Source organism: Aquiflexum sp. TKW24L (genome assembly GCF_023502205.1).
Taxonomy (GTDB): Bacteria; Bacteroidota; Bacteroidia; order Cytophagales; family Cyclobacteriaceae; genus Cognataquiflexum.
Genome location: NZ_JAMFLG010000020.1, coordinates 66,556 through 84,556, shown reverse-complemented (window position 1 = coordinate 84,556; position 18,001 = coordinate 66,556). Strand labels below are relative to the sequence as shown.

The window sequence follows — 18,001 nt, the reverse complement described above, 5'->3', positions numbered from 1 at the left end:
GTACTAGTCGATATTTTAAATATGCTTACTCTTGTTCGTACCAATTCCCAAAACGCTGATTTCATGGGACTTGTCAAGCTCCTAGATGCCGGACTCGCTGTCACTGATGGGGAAGACCATGCTTTCTACAATCAATTCAATAAAACTGACAATATCAAATACGTCACCGTGGCCTATGAAAATGGGCAAGCTGTAGGCTGCGGCGCCATCAAGGAATTCGCTCCGGATATTGTGGAAGTCAAGCGGATGTTTGTCTCCGAACCCCACAGAGGAAAAGGCATAGCAGGAAGAATCATAGCCGAACTTGAAACTTGGGCTGCAGAATTGGGTTATACCCGATGTATCCTAGAGACTGGCATAAGACAAGTAGAAGCTGTGGCATTGTACAAAAAAAGCGGTTATAGCATCATTCCCAACTATGGTCAGTACATTGGTGTGGAAAACAGCCTTTGTTTCGAAAAGGAACTTTAAACAAAACCATCCCATAAATCAAAGCATCATTGAATCAGGAATTTGACTATATCATCGCAGGGGCAGGTGCAGCAGGGCTGAGTTTGGCGCTTTATATTTTGGAAGAACCAACCCTCAAGGAAAAACGGATATTGATCCTAGATAAATATATCAAAAACAGCAATGACCGGACATGGTGTTTTTGGCAAAGAGAATCCAGCCCCTTTGACCAAATCCTCCATGCAAGTTGGGATGAACTCTATTTTCATTCTCCGGGTTTTTCGACAGTATTAGAAATCCAACCCTACCGCTACAAGATGCTTCGCAGCAGGGATTTTTATGAATTCTGTTTGGACAAAATAAAAGAGTCTAAAAATATCAACTTTGTACAGGAGGATATCAAAGAAATAAATGCTGACGGAACGGTTGTTTGTCAGACACAAACTTTCAAAGGGAAATTTGTTTTCAACAGTGCTTTTGTAAGCATTCCAAAGACTACAGGCAAACACCATCTGCAACAGCATTTTACCGGATGGTTTGTCAAAAGTCCAGAGCCCGTTTTCGATCCCAAAAGACCGATTTTGATGGATTTTCGGATTGACCAAAAGGGGGATTGCAGGTTTATGTATGTGTTGCCAAAAAACGAGTATCTAGCCTTGGTAGAGTACACTATTTTTTCAGATAGTCTTCTCGAGGAGAAGGAATATAAGACCGCCCTGGAAACATACTGCCGTGAAGTTTTAAAACTGGATTCCTACGAAATTGAAGAAACGGAATACGGTGTCATTCCTATGACCAACGAACCGATTCCCAAAACCCAAAGTGGGAATGTCATCAATATCGGCACAGCAGGTGGCCATACCAAAGCTTCAACAGGATATACTTTTGCATTTATCCAAAAGAAATGTAGAAAAATAGCAGCAAATTTGGCGAAAAACAAAAATCCTTTGGACGGATTGGACAGCAAATTTGACAAGTACTTGCTATATGACTCTATCTTTCTCAGGGTTTTGTCCGAAAAGAATTTTCCGGCTTGGCGGGTTTTCAGCGAACTTTTCGAGAAGCTGCCACCAAAAACCGTTTTTGATTTCCTGGATGAAAACACGAATCTATTGACTGACATCAAAGTCATGAACTCCACCCATATCCCTACATTTCTCAAAGCCGCTTTAAAAGAGGTTTTCTGATTTATTCAAATGATGGAGTTACTGAAATCAAATTTTTAAATCCCGATAATCACAAAACCCTTTTCAAATGATTGACAGTAACCCATCTTTACACTTTTCAAAAAATATCCCAATGAAATCATCTCATTTCAACATGTCGTCAAATAAAATTCTTACCGCGGTTTTATTCTTTTCTTTTTGCTTCCTAGGAATGAATTCCTATGGACAGGAGATGAGTTTTGAGGAATACAATCCTCCTTCGACATTGGTAGTGGCTGAAAATCCCATCAAAAGAGCCAAATTCCCATTTATCGACATCCACAGTCATCAGTGGAATGTCTCTCAGGAAAGGGTCAATATTTTGGTCAAGGAAATGAATGAACTGAATATGGGCGTCATGGTCAACCTGAGCGGAAGGGGTAGGGGAGCTGCCGGAGACATCGATGGACAGGAATATATGTATTCCATGATTAGGAGATTCAATGGTGTAGCACCGGGGAGATTCATTGTTTTTACCAACCTTTCTTTCAGGGAATTTGGTGCTCCCGGATGGAGTGAAAAAGCTGTAGCAGATTTGGAGAGTGACGTTAAAAACGGTGCCAATGGATTGAAAATTTATAAAAGCCTTGGTCTGTCTACCAAGGATATCAATGGTGTCCGTGTGCCGATAGACCATCCTGATTTGGATCCGGTTTGGAAAAAATGCGGGGAATTGGGAATTCCTGTAATCATTCACGCCGCTGATCCTGAACAGTTTTGGCAGCCTTTAGATGCCAATAATGAGCGTTGGCTGGAATTGAAAATCAACCCAAACAGAAAACGGAGCGATACTGACCCTGCGCCTTTTGATCAGATTATTGCCGAGCAGCATCATGTGTTCAAGAAGCATCCAAAAACCAATTTCATCAATGCCCACATGGGTTGGATGGCCAATAACCTGGACAAAGCAAGTGAGCATCTAGACATGTATCCCAATGTTTATTTTGGGATAGGTGCCGTGATAGCTGAGTTTGGAAGACAGCCTAAGCGAGCCAACCGGTTTTTCACAGAATATCAGGACAGGATTCTTTTTGCGAAAGACGCTTACAACAAGGAGGAATTTTATACCTACTTCCGGGTGTTGGAAACCGAAGATGAATATTTCCCCTATTACAAAAAGTACCACGCTTTTTGGGGCATGTATGGACTTGGACTTTCAGATGAAGTCCTGAAGAAAGTTTACTATAAAAACGCCATCAAAATCATCCCCAATATCGATAAGAGTGGATTTCCAGATTGAGAATTTGAGGTAATTTTTCCGGAGCGAAAGGAATTTATTTAATACATACCAAAAATAGAGCATTATGTTAATTGCTTCTCTGCCCCAAAAATTCGGTCTTCGGTCTTCCGTCCCTTTTGATCAGGGAATACTGAGTACTGGCAAGAAAGCCGGTAACCTTATGAATTTTAAATCCCCTCAAACAACTCAAAACTCTCCAGGTATTCAGGGATAATCGGATGCCAATCCAAATCTTCCTTGAGCCGTACTGCCAATCCTTCTGCGGCTTCCTTTTCCCCATGGATAAGGAATACCTTCTTGGGTCTAGAGGTAAACCCTTCTGCCCATTCTATCAGTTCATCTTGGTCGGCATGAGCCGAAAGTCCTTCGATGTAGAATACTTTTGCCTTTACTTTGACATCAATACCATACATTCTAACAGTCTCTTCCCCGTCAAGAATTCTCCTGCCACGGGTTCCTTCTGCTTGATAGCCCACGAAAATAATGCTGTCCTGCTCATTGGGTAAGCGGTGGTAAAGATGGTGAAGAATCCTGCCTCCCGTCGCCATGCCGCTTGCAGAGATGATAATAGCATCTCCGCGGAGGTTATTGAGAGACATGGAGGATTCCTGACTTTGGTAATAGTGGAGGTTTTTATGTAAAAAAGGATTGCATCCTTCTTCTTCCAATACCGGGCATATCCTGTGATAGGATGAGAAATCCTTATACATCTTAGTCACATCAATGGCCATAGGACTATCGACGTAGATGGGGATATCGGGGATTTTTCCTTTTTGTTGGAGAAGGTGGAGATAGTACAGGATCATCTGGGTTCTTCCTACCGCAAAGGCAGGAATGACAGCCACTCCGCCGTTTCTGAAAGTTTCCCGTATCGCCCTCCCAAGTTCCTCTTCGGGTTTGGGATTAGATTGCTTCCTATTGCCATAGGTAGATTCCATCAATAGGATATCAGCAAAAGGAAGCCTTACAGGAGGATTCAATATGGGATCGTGGTACCTGCCGAGGTCACCTGAAAAGACGATTTTCTTTTCCTGATTTTCGCCTTTCACTTTGATTTTGAGGATGGCGGCACCAAGGATATGACCTGCATTGAAATAAGTGAATGAAGTCTGATCGTTTATTCGTTCCTCGCGCTCCATATAAATAGGCTGAAGTAGGGGAATTACTTTTTCCGCATCTTCTCTGTTATATAGTGGCTGAGGTTTTTCATGTTTGGAATATCCCTTTTTCTGTGCATAAGCAGCTTCCTCTTCCTGAAGTTTTGCGGAATCCATCAAGAGGATTTTGGTGAGTTCCATTGTCGGGAAAGTACAATAGATTGGTCCTGCAAAACCTTCTTTGACCAATTTGGGCAAATATCCTGTATGGTCAATGTGGGCATGGGTAAGAATGACCAAGTCGATTTCGGCGGGATCAACAGGGAATTTGTCCCAATTTCGGAGTCTATATTCTTTCATACCCTGAAAAAGGCCGCAGTCCACAAGGATTTTGAGATGGTCGATTTCGAGTAAATACCTTGAGCCGGTGACGGTCTTTGCTCCGCCTAAAAATTTGAGTTTGACTTGCATAACGATTTGGGTTTAATGCTTCTTAAAAATACGATTTTAATGGTAGCATAAAAGTGATTATTGTCAGCTGCGCCCAGAAAAAAAGGGTATTTAATCACTTAAAGTTTTGTTTCTAATCCACTCCGGCTTTTTTAAAAGGTCAAATAGAATAGAAAAAGCGGGATACTTGTCGGTATCCCGCCTTGATAATCGCTGGTTAAGTCCTTTAATTCAAAATCACTTCATAAAATATGCCCCTTCAAACTTCGCCCTTGACAGACTATCTGCTTCAGTGGTTTTGCCTGCCTGATTACAGGTAAGGCAGAGCAACCCTTTTTCATTGAAAACCCAATGGTTTCTGGAATTGATGTCCCTTGTTTTGTAGCCATTTCTGTGGAGGGTATTTTCGATGATCGGGATGATCGATTTGTCCATTACAAATGGCCTGTCATAAGGGATTTCCAGATTCAATTTGAGATTTTGAACCCTAAATTTATCCAGCTCAAACAGGTTGATAGACCTCTCAAAGGTCACCGTGGTATCCGCAACATTGAAGCTGTATTGGATAGATTTCGCATTTTGCAAAGCATCTGCTTTGGAATTTCCACGTGCTTCGAAGTGCTGGAGCAAGATAGGTTCTGCCGCATCTGTGCCTTCAAGCTGAAGTTTGACTTTGTCAAATAGGCCATCTTCACTGTCATTTTCTACTGATTTGAGTACTATGGTGCCGGGAGCAAAGCTCAAAGGCTGTTCCACAGTATGGGTAGCCTCTGTCTTGAATGTAGCCACTACCCGTGGAATCTGAAACGCACACAATCCTATGCTCAGCAACCAAAGACCCAAAGCCACCAATCCAAATCTTGCATCGATGATGCTCTTTTTGACAAGCACCGAGATGCCTAACAGGACGATGATGATTCCTGGAATCAGCATGGCTACAGCTGCAGAGACCGCAAGCCAAGTAGGGACGATTTCAGTGATCCATTCCATGGGGATGCTCTCCCTGATGCCTAAGTACACATCACTTCCCGGTGCTATTCCGAAATATACCCCCAACAAGGCGAGCGGTGAAATCGTGATGGCCATACCGATGATGAATATGATCAATCCGAAAAAGACCCGGATGACAGCTAGCAGGAATGAACCCAAGGGGCCCAATGCCTCTCCAAGTGAATCGATCACTTTGCCTAGAAACCTGAAGGGTGCCAAAAGGATTTTCCTTGCCTGACTTTCCTCTTTGGGAAGGACGGGGTTTTGATTTTCTCTGATCGTGGTTTCGATATTGTCCAAAGTGATGGCGCCGCCTTTCATTTCAATTCTCTCGGTGATTGATTTGGCCACCGGCGTGATAATCCAAAGGATGATATAGATGACGAATCCTGATCCCCCTGCAAATATCAACCCGATAAACAGAAGCCTCATCCAAATCACTTCAATACCAAAGTAGGCCGCCAAACCACTTGCCACCCCACCTAAGGTTTTGTCATCAGGGTTACGGTAGAGTTTTTTGATGTTTTTGTCCTCTGGTTCATCATATGAAACGGGAAGGATAATCCATAATACGATATAGGCGATGATGGCAAAGAATCCGAACGAAAGGCTGAAATTGAAGTTCCAGGGAAGAAAATCCCAACCGGGGCTTCCGAGTTTCAGGTTGCCGCTGAAGATCAACAGTATCGCTACCAACCTTGTCCAGAGTGGATCAACGGATAAGTAGTTGGCCAACCCCGCACAGACACCTCCCAGGATTTTGCGGCTTTCCAACCTTGTTAGTTTCTTATATCCTTTGATATGGTCATGAGGGGTGATGTGTTTGTAATAATCATTCTCCTCAATTGATTCTGACTTTTTGTCTTCAGGGCCATCTGAAATCTCCTCCTCACCGGCCTTGAAATCAGCAATTGTACCCATTTTATCAATCAGGCTATTCACATTATCGGCTGTGATGACCTGCTTGTTGTTTTTGAGATTGCTCAGGAAGATCTCAGCAATCCTATTTTCTATATCAGAAATGATTTCCTGATTGTCTTCGTAGTGTGAAAAATGCCTGTTGATGGATTCAAGGTATTTTTTCAATGTGGTATAACCATCCTCTTCTATGTGAAACAGGATCCCACTTATGTTGATGCTTATTGTCTTTTTCATGACTTATTTCTTTGAGGTGATTAATTGGGTTGAATTGACCAGGGAATCCCAGGTTTCATTCAGGGTTTCTAAAAACCGTGATCCTTCTTCTGTAATGGAGTAGTACTTTCTAGGCGGTCCAGATTCGGATTCGACCCATTTGTACGAAACCAAAGAGGCATTTTTGAGTCTGTTGAGCAGCGGGTACAAAGTACCTTCTACGATGATCATCTTGGCATCCGTAAGTTCCTCGATCATGTCAGAGGCATATATTTCTCCTCTGGCGATGATATGCAAAATGCAGAACTCCAGAAGTCCTTTCCGCATTTGTATCTGGGTGTTTGAAGCGTTCATTTTTCTGAGTGGTTTAGTTACCAAGGGGTGTGTTTCAAAGTGTAGACATGCCCCTTTTCTCCTCAACATTTAGAAAAACTGTACCAAAATGTAAAACAGTACCTTGCATTACAAGACTTGTGTGTATTAAAAGGTACTGGAAATTTTAAAAAAAATAAAAAATGCTCGTTTTTTTTTAATTGAGCCATTTTTTGGGTAAATATTGACCAAGGGATTTTTTTTGGGCTTGATATACAAAAAGGATTTCAGGAAAAACAAGTGTGGCTGAAGTGAACAATATAATGTACGCTTCCGAACAGGATTTGGCGAGTCTGGGCGGTCATTTTTATTTTGGGAAAGCTTTTTCCTTAGGTATTTCTTTTTACTTTGCATCGTAATTAAATACATGATAAATGGTGATTATCAGGTGTTTTATTGGAATAATGTTACTTTTTAGCGTAGCCAAGCTCAATGCCCAAACGATAGCTCCTAAGTATTCCAATGAATTTATGAATATAGGTATTGGTGCCCGTGCCCTAGGAATGGGGGGTGCCCAGGTATCTTCTGTCCGGGATGTGACAGCAGCGTACTGGAACCCGGCAGGACTGATCGGTATCCGGCATCAGCATGAATTTGCCATGATGCATGCGGAGTACTTCGCCGGCATTGCCAAGTTTGACTACCTTGGATACAGTACAAGCATCGATACGGATAATTCTATCGGTATATCCTTGATCCGGTTTGGGGTGGATGATATTCCGGATACCAGATTTTTATATGATGCCAATGGTGCTTTGAATTATAACAACATCCAATTTTTCAATGCAGCAGATTATGCCTTGATGCTTTCCTATGCACGGGATGTGAGTGATGTATTCAAAATCGGTGTCAACGGCAAGGTCATTCATCGAAACGTGGGTAAATTTGCCAAGGCTTGGGGCTTTGGACTAGATGTAGGAGGGATCTTTCTTTTGGAAAAATGGAGGTTTGGATTTATGCTAAGAGACATCACCACGACCTTCAATGCCTGGTTTCACAATGCTGAGATGGTGAGAGACATTTACTCCCAGACCAATAACCAGATTCCGGTCAATTCTATTGAACTTACATTGCCACGAGCGATATTCAGTGTGACAAGGGAAGTAGAGATCAATGAAGAATTTAAGATTCAGGGGGTATTTGATCTTGATTTTACTTTTGACGGCAGAAGGAATACTGTGGTCAGGACCGGCTTGGTCAGCGTCGATCCAAGAATGGGAATTGAAGCTTCTTACCGGAACATGGTATTTCTTAGGGCAGGTGGTAGTAATGTACAGCGGATCAAAGATTTTGATGCAACTTACTATACCTCTTGGAAGCCAAGCTTTGGTTTGGGCGTGTTTCTCAATGAAAAATTTCAAGTTGATTACGCCCTTTCCGATATTGGGGGGATTTCTCAGACACCTTATTCACATGTATTCAGTGTCAAGGTGAGTTTGAAAGAACATGAACAGAGGTTTAGGATTAATAAAGGTTGGGAATATTAATGATGGCAAGAAGATTCTTTTTTTCAGTGGTTACCCTGTTTTTATCCACTTTGGCTTTTGCCCAAAGCGGATGGATAGATTTTGGGCAGACATATTATAAAATCCCAACTGCCTCAGACGGAATCCACCGGCTCAATTTCACCACCCTTTCCTCTTCCGGGATCAATCCCAATATCATTGACCCTCGCAATATCAGGGTATTCCATAGGGGAGAGGAAGTTGCAATTTTTGTCCAGGGACAGGATGATGGTAAGTTTGATCCTTCGGATTATATTGATTTTTATGGCGAAAGGAATGACGGTACCCTAGATGTCAAATTTTATGAGGATCCTTCCCATCAGGGAAACACCATGTACAATATCCACAATGATACCACGGCTTTCTTCCTCACTGTATCTCCCACTTTTCAGGGAAAAAGAATGGCTAGAAGGCAAGACCCTAATCCTTCGATTCCGCTGCAGGCCAATTACCAAACCATCAGACAGCTGGTCTATTTTGAAAATTATAACCTAGGACAGATTTATAGCCCGGGAGTTTATCTTTCTGATTTTGAAGACGGAAGCGGATGGGTGAGTGCAGCAATTACCAAAACCAACCCAAGAACAGTCGTCATCTCTGACTTGGGCACTATTCCACCCACAGGCAATGTCCAATTGGAACTTGGCCTTACCGGAAGGTCTCCCACTGTACATAACTCCATCATCAGTGTAGGACCCAATTCCAGTAATTTAAGGGAAATAGCTTCTTATGAATATTCAAATTACCGGGCGATTCACCAGACCGTAGGACTGTTGCCTTCCGATTTTAGCGCTAATGGGTCGATAGCCATAAGAGTTGCATCCGGCGGGAGTGAAGCTACTGACAATGTTTCCATTGCATACCTCAAGTTAACATATCCCAAAGTGGTTGCCAATGGAGATTTTTCTAAAGAGATTTTTATCTCAGGACCTGAAAGCGGAAGGATTCAAATAGGCAACGTACTTTCAGATTACATAGCTTTGGAAGTATCTGATCCGATCAATCCAAGCCTAGTTCCTGTTACCAAAACAGGGAATCAAATTACCTTCGTTGCCGGCATCGCCGGAGGTCAGAGCAAGGTCTTGGTGGAGAACCAACTTAACATCAATAGGATTGCGACCATGACCGTAGTGAAGTTTAGGAATTTTCTTGGGCAAAAGGCGGATTTCATTGTTCTTTCAAACAAAGCACTGAGGAGGCCATCTTCCACTTATGCAGATCCTGTCATAGCGCATGCTGCGCATAGGGCTTCACCCGAGGGTGGAGGGTACGATACGCTGGTGATCAATGTGGACGACCTTTACAACCAATTTACTTTTGGAGAAAAGACTCCCTTGGCGGTTTATGAGTTTTTGAGGGCTTATTATCCTGTTCATAAGCCTGATTTTCTACTTTTGATAGGCAGGGCTATGGGGATTTTCTCAACGGCACGATCCAATAATGTCAATTTTTTCTACAGGCAAAATCCCTCTGTTTTCCAGTTTCAGGATGTTGTCCCGCCTGCGGGGTATCCTTATGCAGACAACAACTACACCATGGGACTAGATCCAGAGAATCCCTATGTTGCTGCCATTTCGATTGGGCGGATTCCTGCCCGAAATCCGGATCAGGTAGCAGCTTACCTTGATAAAGTAAAGGAAAAGGATGCACTTGGTGTTTCTGAGGACTGGCAAAAAGAAGTAGTACATCTCAGTGGTGGTGTATCGGCCTTTGAGCTGAATAGGTATTTTAGTTTCCTTAATGGATTTAAAAATATCGTCGAAGGACCCTACATGGGGGCTAATGTCACTACCTATCGAAAGCGTTCTAATTCGACGATTGAACTGATTGATATTTCAGGGGATATCAATAGGGGTGCAAGCTTGGTTACATTCTTTGGCCATGGTTCTCCTTCTTTGATTGACATCGAAATCGGTTTTGCCTCTGATCCCAATATGGGATATTCCAACCGGGGTAAATATCCCATGTTGCTCTTGAATGGCTGTGATGCAGGCAATGCCTTCGGAAATGCCTACACCTTTGGAGAAGATTGGGTTTTGACTCCGAATAAAGGGGCGACAAATTTTATGGCCCATGCCAATATCGGTGTGGATGTTTACCTCAGGAGGTACAGCGAATCTTTTTATATCAAAGCCTTTTCTGATTCCACGACCATTTACCAACCTGTGGGAGTAGTGAGGAGAGAGGCCGAAAAGTGGTTTTTTAACAGGTATGGATCTTCTCCGGTCAACAGATCCCATGCCGAGCAGTTGGTCATGTTGGGTGATCCTGCTGTAAGACTTTTTCCTGCAAACAAAGCCGATTATTCGGTCATTGATTCTGATGTGACTTTGGGAAGCTTCGATGGGGAGACTTTCAATGCACTTGCGGATTCTTTGAAATTTTCTTTTATCCTCAAAAATATAGGCAGAGTCGATGTGGATTCCCTCGAATTTAAAGTTTCAAGAAGATTGCCGGACGGAACCCAGATCAATTATGCTTTGGCGAAAATTCCCGCGGTATATAGAAAAGATACCATTGACTTTGCTATTCCTAATACTGGGATTCAAGCCTTTGGAGATAATATTTTTACATTGGAAATCAATCCATCGCGGGTAATTCCTGAGATGACTTTTAGCAATAATGCTGTCACGGTGACCAAATTCATTCCATTGAGTGGAACCATTCACCTCATTCCCGAAAATTTTGGAATTGTCAATGAGTCAGAAATCAACCTTATTTCCCAGATTCCTGGAAAATCTATCGAACCAAGAAACCTGGTCATTCAACTCGATACGGCTGCCAATTTCTCTTCATCGACAAGAAGGGAAGCGAGGATAACCACATCCAACCTTGCCAATTGGAATGTCAACTTGTTCCAGAATCTGACCCAAAAAGATTCTATGACCTTCTATTGGAGGTCAAGATTCCTTGATCCGAGAGAGGGAGAAAGCCAGGAATGGACAGTTGGAAGTTTCTCCTTCATTGCAAATGGACCTGAAGGGTGGACTCAAAGAAAATTACCACAATTGGAAAGCAATCAACTAAACAACCTGGAAATCGATCCAATTAAGAGGCAGTGGAAATACAAGGATACCAAGCTTGACATAGGGGTTTTCACCTTTGGAAATCAAACTGATAGTTTGACTTTCAGAAATACCCAATTCTATCTTGAAGGTGTTCCGTATATTATTGATAATGTGAACAATGCCAACTCAAGGCTTTGTCCAGACGGTTCCTTAGGTTTGGTGGCTTTTGAGCAAAGGTCTTTGACACCTTACTTGGTGATCCCAGTTCCTGGCTTTGATATCCTCGATGGCAGGAGTTGCGGCAGGGTGCCACAGGTTATCCAGAGTGTACGCAATGCCTGGATTACTCAACCTGGTCAAAGAATGCTTCTTGATTATATCGATGGGCTAAAAGAAGGGGATTACGTGGTAATTTTTTCTGTGGGGAATGTGACTTACCAGCAATGGCCTGATGCTGTATTTGAAAAGATGAAAGAAATCGGAGCCAATGAAGCTGTGCTCAGAAATCTACAAAATGGCGATCCTTACATTCTGTATGGAAGGAAAGGGATGAAACCGGGAGAGGCTGTGGAGATTGTAGCCCAACAGAATCTGGAGTTGGAAACCAACCAGCAAATCGTTGAATTTGAAACTGAGATCCAAGGCTATCTGGCCTCAGGAAGTATAGTGACACCGAGAATCGGCCCCTCTTCAGAATGGAAGTGCTTTTTTAATCAGGTCAATAAAAGAGATTGGTTCAATGAAGAATTGGCATATTTTGATGTAATCGGGGTCAAACCAACAGGGGAGGAACAGGTTTTATTCTCACAGGTTCAAGAGGGACAAGTCGACCTTTCTTCAGTCAATTCGACTTTATTCCCTTACCTCAGGCTAAGGTATGCCATGGAAGATGAACTTTCTACGGCACCTTCTTATCTGGACAAATGGCAGGTAAATTACACAGGTGTACCCGAAGGAGTTTTGATATTTAACGGAAAAGAGGAAAAATTGAATCTTCAGGAAGGTCAGGTAGTGAACCTTAATTTTGAATTTGTAAATATTTCCCAAATGGATTTCGTGGATTCTTTGGTCGTGCAATGGGAATTCAACAATACAACTTCGAAGAAATTTGAGAAATTCTCCAGAAAAATTCCTGCTGTCAAATCCGGTGAAAAATTTGAATTTACCATAGTGTTCAATTCAACGGGGAATGGTGGAGATATTCAGTTGGAAGTGTTTGCCAATCCTAGGATCATTTTGGAACAAACATTTAGAAACAATATCATTGATCTGGGAACATACATTACCGTAGTTCCTGATCAGAATAGTGCCATCTTGGATGTCAATTTTGATGGGGTCTATATTCTTGACGGGGATATCGTTTCCCCTACAGTGATGATTACTTCTATTCTCAAAAATGATAAATCCCTCATCCTCAAGAAAGACACATTGGGATTGGAGATTTTCCTCAGGAAGCCTTGTGACAATTGCCAATTTGAAAAAATCAACTTTTCTTCCCCCTTGATTACTTGGACGGAAGCGACTGAAAATAGCAGCTATAAAGTTGAATTCCGCCCCGGTCCATTGGAAGATGGGATATATACTTTACGTGTGATGACTGAAGACCTAGGGGTGAACAAACCTTATGAGATCAATTTTGAAGTCATCAACGAATCTACCATCACCAACTTCTATCCATATCCAAATCCATTCAGCAGCAGTACCAGGTTTGTATTTACAGTGACAGGCGCGGAGGTCCCTGATCAGATCAAAATCCAGATCATGACTGTATCAGGTAGGGTAGTCCGTGAAATCCTGCAAGATGAGCTCGGGCCAATCAGAATTGGGAACAACATCAGTGAATTTGCTTGGGATGGTAGAGATGAATTTGGAGATCAGCTTGCCAATGGCGTATACATTTACCGGGTTCTGGTTCGCAAAGACGGCCAATACGTAGAGCTCCGAGGTACAGCAGGAGACAAAGCATTTAAGCAAGGTTATGGAAAAATGTACTTATTGAGATAAGGATTTGGTGAAATGATTTTTCGATTAATACCAGATCATAATATGTTTTAGGAATGCTATCAGTCAAAATATTGGCGTATCATTTAACGGATTTTTCCTGGTGGACCCAAAGCATTCAAAACAAAGAAGCCTGTTTCTGACCAGAAACAGGCTTCTTTGTTACTATCTAAATTAAATTTTACTCTTCTTCATCAGCATATTCAATGTATACAATCTCATACATGTTTTTGCCATTTACCTGTACCGGTTGGTAATAAGTTTCTCCATATCTCATTAGGGTTCTTTCTCCAATTTTTACTTCCTCTCCACCCTCAGATAGATTTTCAACCAAAGCCCCCGCAGTCGGCGGAACTACGACATACCCATTTCCGGTTTTTTCGTAGAATGCTCCGCCCCAATAATAGTTGATTTCATTATCTTCCAACTTCACTATTTCGTAATTATCAGGAATAGTTCTCACTTCTGCACCAATTGGTGCAGGTACGACCACCCAACCCTCATCATCTTTTTGGTAGAATACCCCATCTGCGTATTGGAATTCATTGATGACATTCGTCACGTTGGTCACGTTGGTGATATTGGTTTCATTGACAACGTTCACTACCTGAGCCTGAGGGGGAGGCATCATCATCGCAAAACCCCAAGGATGCCACATTGGTCCCCAAAAGAAAGGACGGAATGCGAAAAAGAAAAATGGATGGAAAGCAAAAACTGACATACGGCCAAACATAAATGGAGACCTCATCATCATCGGAGACCGCACATTGACCCTTACCACTGTGTTCCTCTGGGCGTTGATATTGATATTGTTGTTGTTTCCGATATTGACGTTGTTATTGCCACCACCAGGTCTGTTTCCACCACCAGGTCCGTTTCCACCTCCGGGTCTGTTGTTATTGCCTACGCTGGGATTTCTTCCTCCATCCCCACCTGGCCTAGCGCTTGAGGCACTGCCTGATCTATCAGAATCTCTGTTTCCAGTTCTATTTCCTGAAGCGCTTGCTTGGCTATTTGATACGGCACCCTGATCTCTGGTTTGGCGTGAAGAATTGATAGACCGATCACTTGTAGCCTGATTGGTATTGACTTTTCGGTCAGTTCCTTTCTGTGCCCCACCATTAATGGCCCCCTGAGAAGGTGAACCTGAAGGTCTTGCCGAAGGCTGTGAGGCACGGTTTGAAGGGGCAGGAGTCTGCTGCCTTGAAGGACTACTACCGGTATTGGATCTCGAAGGACTACTTGCTGTACTTGGTCTTGAAGCAGAACCACCACCACCACTCGGTCTGGAAGCTCCACTACTGCTCGGCCTTGAAGCCCCACCACCACCTGAGCGGCCTCCTCCACCATGGCTCATTCTTTGTGCCAATAGGCCATCTGGATTGATAGTCAGGAATAGCATCAACATTGCGATACCTGCCAATTTTGCATATTTTTTGATCATAATCATGAGCTTTAATTTCAATAGGTTGATGATTTGGAAACGATATTTAAGCGCCTTGCATTTTCGGGAGCTACAAAATCAAAGATAGCTTCCGGTAATTCGGGGTTTAATTTCCAATTGGAAAATATACCTTCAAACTGAAGGGTCTCTCCGTCTTTTTTCTCATGGATGACATATCGTGCCGGGAGGGCAAATGTGTCATTGTGAATCCAAATCTGAATGTGTTTGTCCGTTCCTTTTGCTACTATATGGTGGTAATCTTTTCCATCAAAATGCACCAAACCCATATAATAGATGCTTTCGCTATACTCCATCAAATCATCCGTAAAGGAAGGGTAGAAGAAATCCCCTGCGGGAAAATCAACATTGTAATCCTTATTGACCATATCCATGGTTTCAACAATATTATCCGGTGTTTCTATAAATCCATATGTATTGCCTGTAAAGGAATAAAACATTAGCATGTCGGTATTGTACCAATAACCAAATTCTTCTTTTGGTCCTCTAGTATGTACATGCATTTTGTTCGGACCCACTATATGCACATCATGCACCGAATATTCTCTGATTATTCCTTTTGTAGGATCAGGAATATCTACTCCTGTTTTCAGCTGAAAACTACATGAACTGAGGTCTCCGATGACCTCACTCATTCGATCCAAAAGGACCACTGCTCTTGCATCCATGGTACTGTCCTGTGCATTTGCACTGAAGACCAAAAAAAATGCAATCATTAAACAACCTATTTTTTGCATAGACATTGGTAAATTGATAAATGAATAATCTTTAAAGGAATCTATAAGTGAATTTGAAAACTTTTGGGTCAAACAGCTATGGCTTGCAAATAGAAATCAGGCTTTGCGACCTAAGGAATAAATCCTTGAGGTGTTTCATTTTTCAGGTGAAAATGGGTTGTGGCGGGGTGTTTTATTTTCTAACGAAAAACCGCCAAATTCCCCATACACTCAGCAACAAAAGAAAAATGAAAATCCAGGCTTTTCCTGAAATCCCTTCCTGATTGATTGCACCATAAATATTTGAACCAAGAGTTCCAGCGGAAAAGGTAATAATTGTTCTTGGCAACATTCCGATACTGCCAAAAAGTACGAGTTTTTTCCAACCGACATGCAATACCGAAAAAAGCAGATTAGAAACTGCAAATGGTAAAATAGGGCTCAATCTTCCAAAAAAGATCAATTCTCCCATCCGGTTTCTCTTGGCCTCTATCAGGTTTTTCGCTTTTGGATACCTGTCCAAAATCAGATCGAGACTTTCTCCGCCAAGTTTTTTGCCCCAACCATAACCCAATACAGATGCGAAATTATAGGCTAAAAACAGGAACGGAAAAGCTTCCCAACCAAAAATGAACCCCGAAAGGCCAGCGACTAAGGTAGTAGGCATCAAAGCAAACCCCATCAGTAAGGTGACTATAATAAGGTAAACAGGTGCAGTGAAGAAGGATAAAAAATCCAAGTCACTAAGTGTCTCCGCATAGTGAACCAAGACCGGAAATCCTAACAAACTGCCCAACGATGGCATCACTGCTACCCAAACGAGTGCCAAAGCAACAGCCGGATTAATCCTGTAGGCGGATTGGAATTCCTTGAATATGCCTTGCTTTTTTTCCATCTTTGGGCCTCTGAAGCGCAAAGGAAATCAAAACTTCGGAATTAAACCCAAAGAAATAGAAAGCAGAAATATGAAATTTGGAACAAAAGCAATACATGCCGGTGTAGAACCGGATCCATCAACAGGGGCGATCATGACCCCAATTTTTCAGACTTCGACATATGTCCAAAAATCTCCGGGAGACCATAAGGGGTATGAATATGGTAGGACGCAGAATCCAACCCGTGATGCCCTTCAAAAAAACCTTGCAGCTCTCGAAAACGGCAAATATGGATTGTGTTTTTCATCAGGAATGGGTGCCATCGATGCAGTAGTCAAATTGCTCCATCCAGGAGACGAGGTCATCAGCACGAATGACCTCTATGGCGGAACATACAGGATTTTTACCAAGGTTTTTGAGCGCTATGGGATCAAATTCCACTTTATCTCGATGGAAAACCCAGAAGAGATCGAATCCTACATCAACAAAAACACAAAATTGATCTGGGCAGAAACTCCCACCAACCCGATGATGAATATCATTGATGTGGAGGAAATCGGAAAGATTGCCAAGAAGCACAAGATCCTTTTTGCGGTCGACAACACTTTTGCGACCCCGTTTCTCCAAAACCCTTTGGATATGGGAGCAGATATCGTCATGCATTCCGTTACCAAATACCTCGCCGGTCATTCGGATACGGTGATGGGCGCTTTGATCGTTAATGACGATGAATTGGCAAATAAATTGGCTTTCCTCCAAAATGCATGTGGTGCGACACCGGGACCTCAGGATTGCTTTTTGGTCCTAAGGGGGATCAAAACCCTCCATATCCGTATGGAAAGACACTGTCAAAATGGAGCAGCAATTGCCCATTTCCTGAAATCCCATCCCAAAGTGGCCAAGGTATATTGGCCGGGATTTGAGACCCATCCAAACCATGCTATTGCTAAAAAGCAGATGCGCGACTTCGGAGGCATGATTTCATTTGTCATCAAAGGAGACAAATTAGAGGATGCTATGAAGGTGTTGGAGAATATGCATTACTTCTCATTGGCAGAATCTCTCGGTGGGGTGGAATCACTATGCGGGCATCCGGCTACAATGACGCATGCAAGTATTCCAAAAGCAGAAAGAGAAAAAGTAGGCTTGGTGGATTCATTGATCAGGCTGAGTGTGGGAATTGAAGATGTAGAGGATTTGATTGAGGATTTGAAGCAAGCGTTGGAACTAGTTTGAGTTTGAATCTGCTCTTTAGCGATCTATTCATTCTAAAAGTAAATCGATATTCATGGATATTGGATATTTGTAGATACTATATAAAAGCTGAAAAACATATTTTATTTATTGGAATTGTCTTTAAATTTAAGACATTAAGCGGGTGTAGCTCAGTTGGTAGAGCGTCAGCTTCCCAAGCTGAAGGCCGTCGGTTCGAGACCGATTACCCGCTCATTTTTTTTTTTACTTTTGAGCCAAATCAGATTGGTTTAGATGAACCT

General features: G+C 42.4%; 12 protein-coding genes and 1 tRNA gene. 7 read left to right on the top strand and 6 right to left on the bottom strand.

All coding sequences use genetic code 11. From position 1 onward, the window contains the following. The first annotated feature begins 21 nt into the window (after positions 1 to 21). The 3 genes from M3O96_RS13975 to M3O96_RS13965 all read left to right on the top strand — a co-directional run bounded on the left by M3O96_RS13975 (position 22) and on the right by M3O96_RS13965 (position 2,895). Complete coding sequence (locus M3O96_RS13975) at positions 22 to 471, top strand: GNAT family N-acetyltransferase (protein WP_249721426.1); 450 nt, start codon at positions 22 to 24, stop codon at positions 469 to 471. 29 nt (positions 472 to 500) lie between these two features. Beyond that, a complete protein-coding gene (locus M3O96_RS13970; RefSeq protein WP_249721423.1) occupies positions 501 to 1,637 on the top strand; it encodes a lycopene cyclase family protein in 1,137 nt (378 codons plus the stop codon). A gap of 112 nt (positions 1,638 to 1,749) precedes the next feature. Next, positions 1,750 to 2,895 (top strand): amidohydrolase family protein, encoded by a 1,146-nt coding sequence (locus M3O96_RS13965; RefSeq protein WP_249721421.1) that lies wholly within the window; start codon positions 1,750 to 1,752, stop codon positions 2,893 to 2,895. Between the two features lie 167 nt (positions 2,896 to 3,062). Here M3O96_RS13965 and M3O96_RS13960 read toward each other — a convergent pair whose 3' ends face one another. The 3 genes from M3O96_RS13960 to M3O96_RS13950 all read right to left on the bottom strand — a co-directional run bounded on the left by M3O96_RS13960 (position 3,063) and on the right by M3O96_RS13950 (position 6,920). Continuing rightward, positions 3,063 to 4,463 (bottom strand): MBL fold metallo-hydrolase RNA specificity domain-containing protein, encoded by a 1,401-nt coding sequence (locus M3O96_RS13960; protein ID WP_249721419.1) that lies wholly within the window; start codon positions 4,461 to 4,463, stop codon positions 3,063 to 3,065. 216 nt (positions 4,464 to 4,679) lie between these two features. Then, the gene (locus M3O96_RS13955) at positions 4,680 to 6,587 is read right to left on the bottom strand and encodes a PspC domain-containing protein (protein ID WP_249721417.1); all 1,908 of its coding nucleotides are present in this window, start codon (positions 6,585 to 6,587) and stop codon (positions 4,680 to 4,682) included. Positions 6,588 to 6,590: 3 nt separating this feature from the next. Then, entirely contained in the window at positions 6,591 to 6,920 is a 330-nt protein-coding gene (locus tag M3O96_RS13950; RefSeq protein WP_249721416.1) for a PadR family transcriptional regulator, read from the bottom strand. 392 nt (positions 6,921 to 7,312) lie between these two features. Between M3O96_RS13950 and M3O96_RS13945 the strand changes: the two genes are divergently transcribed. Beyond that, a complete protein-coding gene (locus M3O96_RS13945) occupies positions 7,313 to 8,425 on the top strand; it encodes a putative type IX sorting system protein PorV2 (protein WP_502798917.1) in 1,113 nt (370 codons plus the stop codon). Beyond that, complete coding sequence (gene porU2, locus M3O96_RS13940; RefSeq protein WP_349630848.1) at positions 8,425 to 13,455, top strand: putative type IX secretion system sortase PorU2; 5,031 nt, start codon at positions 8,425 to 8,427, stop codon at positions 13,453 to 13,455. The genes M3O96_RS13945 and porU2 overlap by 1 nt, the downstream gene beginning before the upstream one ends. Before the next feature lie 178 nt (positions 13,456 to 13,633). Here the strand turns inward: porU2 and M3O96_RS13935 are convergent, their stop codons facing one another. From M3O96_RS13935 to M3O96_RS13925, 3 genes are all read right to left on the bottom strand, one after another. Continuing rightward, complete coding sequence (locus M3O96_RS13935) at positions 13,634 to 14,896, bottom strand: DUF6515 family protein (protein ID WP_249721412.1); 1,263 nt, start codon at positions 14,894 to 14,896, stop codon at positions 13,634 to 13,636. Positions 14,897 to 14,913: 17 nt separating this feature from the next. Continuing rightward, entirely contained in the window at positions 14,914 to 15,630 is a 717-nt protein-coding gene (locus M3O96_RS13930; RefSeq protein WP_249721410.1) for a DUF2092 domain-containing protein, read from the bottom strand. Positions 15,631 to 15,823: 193 nt separating this feature from the next. Then, positions 15,824 to 16,525 (bottom strand): TVP38/TMEM64 family protein, encoded by a 702-nt coding sequence (locus M3O96_RS13925; protein ID WP_249721407.1) that lies wholly within the window; start codon positions 16,523 to 16,525, stop codon positions 15,824 to 15,826. 70 nt (positions 16,526 to 16,595) lie between these two features. Between M3O96_RS13925 and M3O96_RS13920 the strand changes: the two genes are divergently transcribed. Both M3O96_RS13920 and M3O96_RS13915 read left to right on the top strand, forming a co-directional pair. Continuing rightward, on the top strand, positions 16,596 to 17,741 hold the full coding sequence (locus M3O96_RS13920; RefSeq protein ID WP_249721405.1) for a cystathionine gamma-synthase: 1,146 nt from the start codon (positions 16,596 to 16,598) through the stop codon (positions 17,739 to 17,741). Between the two features lie 138 nt (positions 17,742 to 17,879). Beyond that, positions 17,880 to 17,952 (top strand) — tRNA-Gly (locus M3O96_RS13915). Positions 17,953 to 18,001 lie beyond the last annotated feature (49 nt).

Excerpts from the sequence above, each read along its gene's own strand:
- M3O96_RS13975 (WP_249721426.1), top strand. The coding sequence starts at position 22 with ATGCTTACTCTTGTTCGTACCAATTCCCAAAACGCTGATTTCATGGGA.
- M3O96_RS13965 (WP_249721421.1), top strand. The coding sequence starts at position 1,750 with ATGAAATCATCTCATTTCAACATGTCGTCAAATAAAATTCTTACCGCG.
- M3O96_RS13960 (WP_249721419.1), bottom strand. The coding sequence starts at position 4,463 with ATGCAAGTCAAACTCAAATTTTTAGGCGGAGCAAAGACCGTCACCGGC.
- M3O96_RS13955 (WP_249721417.1), bottom strand. The coding sequence starts at position 6,587 with ATGAAAAAGACAATAAGCATCAACATAAGTGGGATCCTGTTTCACATA.
- M3O96_RS13950 (WP_249721416.1), bottom strand. The coding sequence starts at position 6,920 with ATGAACGCTTCAAACACCCAGATACAAATGCGGAAAGGACTTCTGGAG.
- M3O96_RS13945 (WP_502798917.1), top strand. The coding sequence starts at position 7,313 with ATGGTGATTATCAGGTGTTTTATTGGAATAATGTTACTTTTTAGCGTA.
- porU2 (WP_349630848.1), top strand. The coding sequence starts at position 8,425 with ATGATGGCAAGAAGATTCTTTTTTTCAGTGGTTACCCTGTTTTTATCC.
- M3O96_RS13935 (WP_249721412.1), bottom strand. The coding sequence starts at position 14,896 with ATGATCAAAAAATATGCAAAATTGGCAGGTATCGCAATGTTGATGCTA.
- M3O96_RS13930 (WP_249721410.1), bottom strand. The coding sequence starts at position 15,630 with ATGATTGCATTTTTTTTGGTCTTCAGTGCAAATGCACAGGACAGTACC.
- M3O96_RS13925 (WP_249721407.1), bottom strand. The coding sequence starts at position 16,525 with ATGGAAAAAAAGCAAGGCATATTCAAGGAATTCCAATCCGCCTACAGG.
- M3O96_RS13920 (WP_249721405.1), top strand. The coding sequence starts at position 16,596 with ATGAAATTTGGAACAAAAGCAATACATGCCGGTGTAGAACCGGATCCA.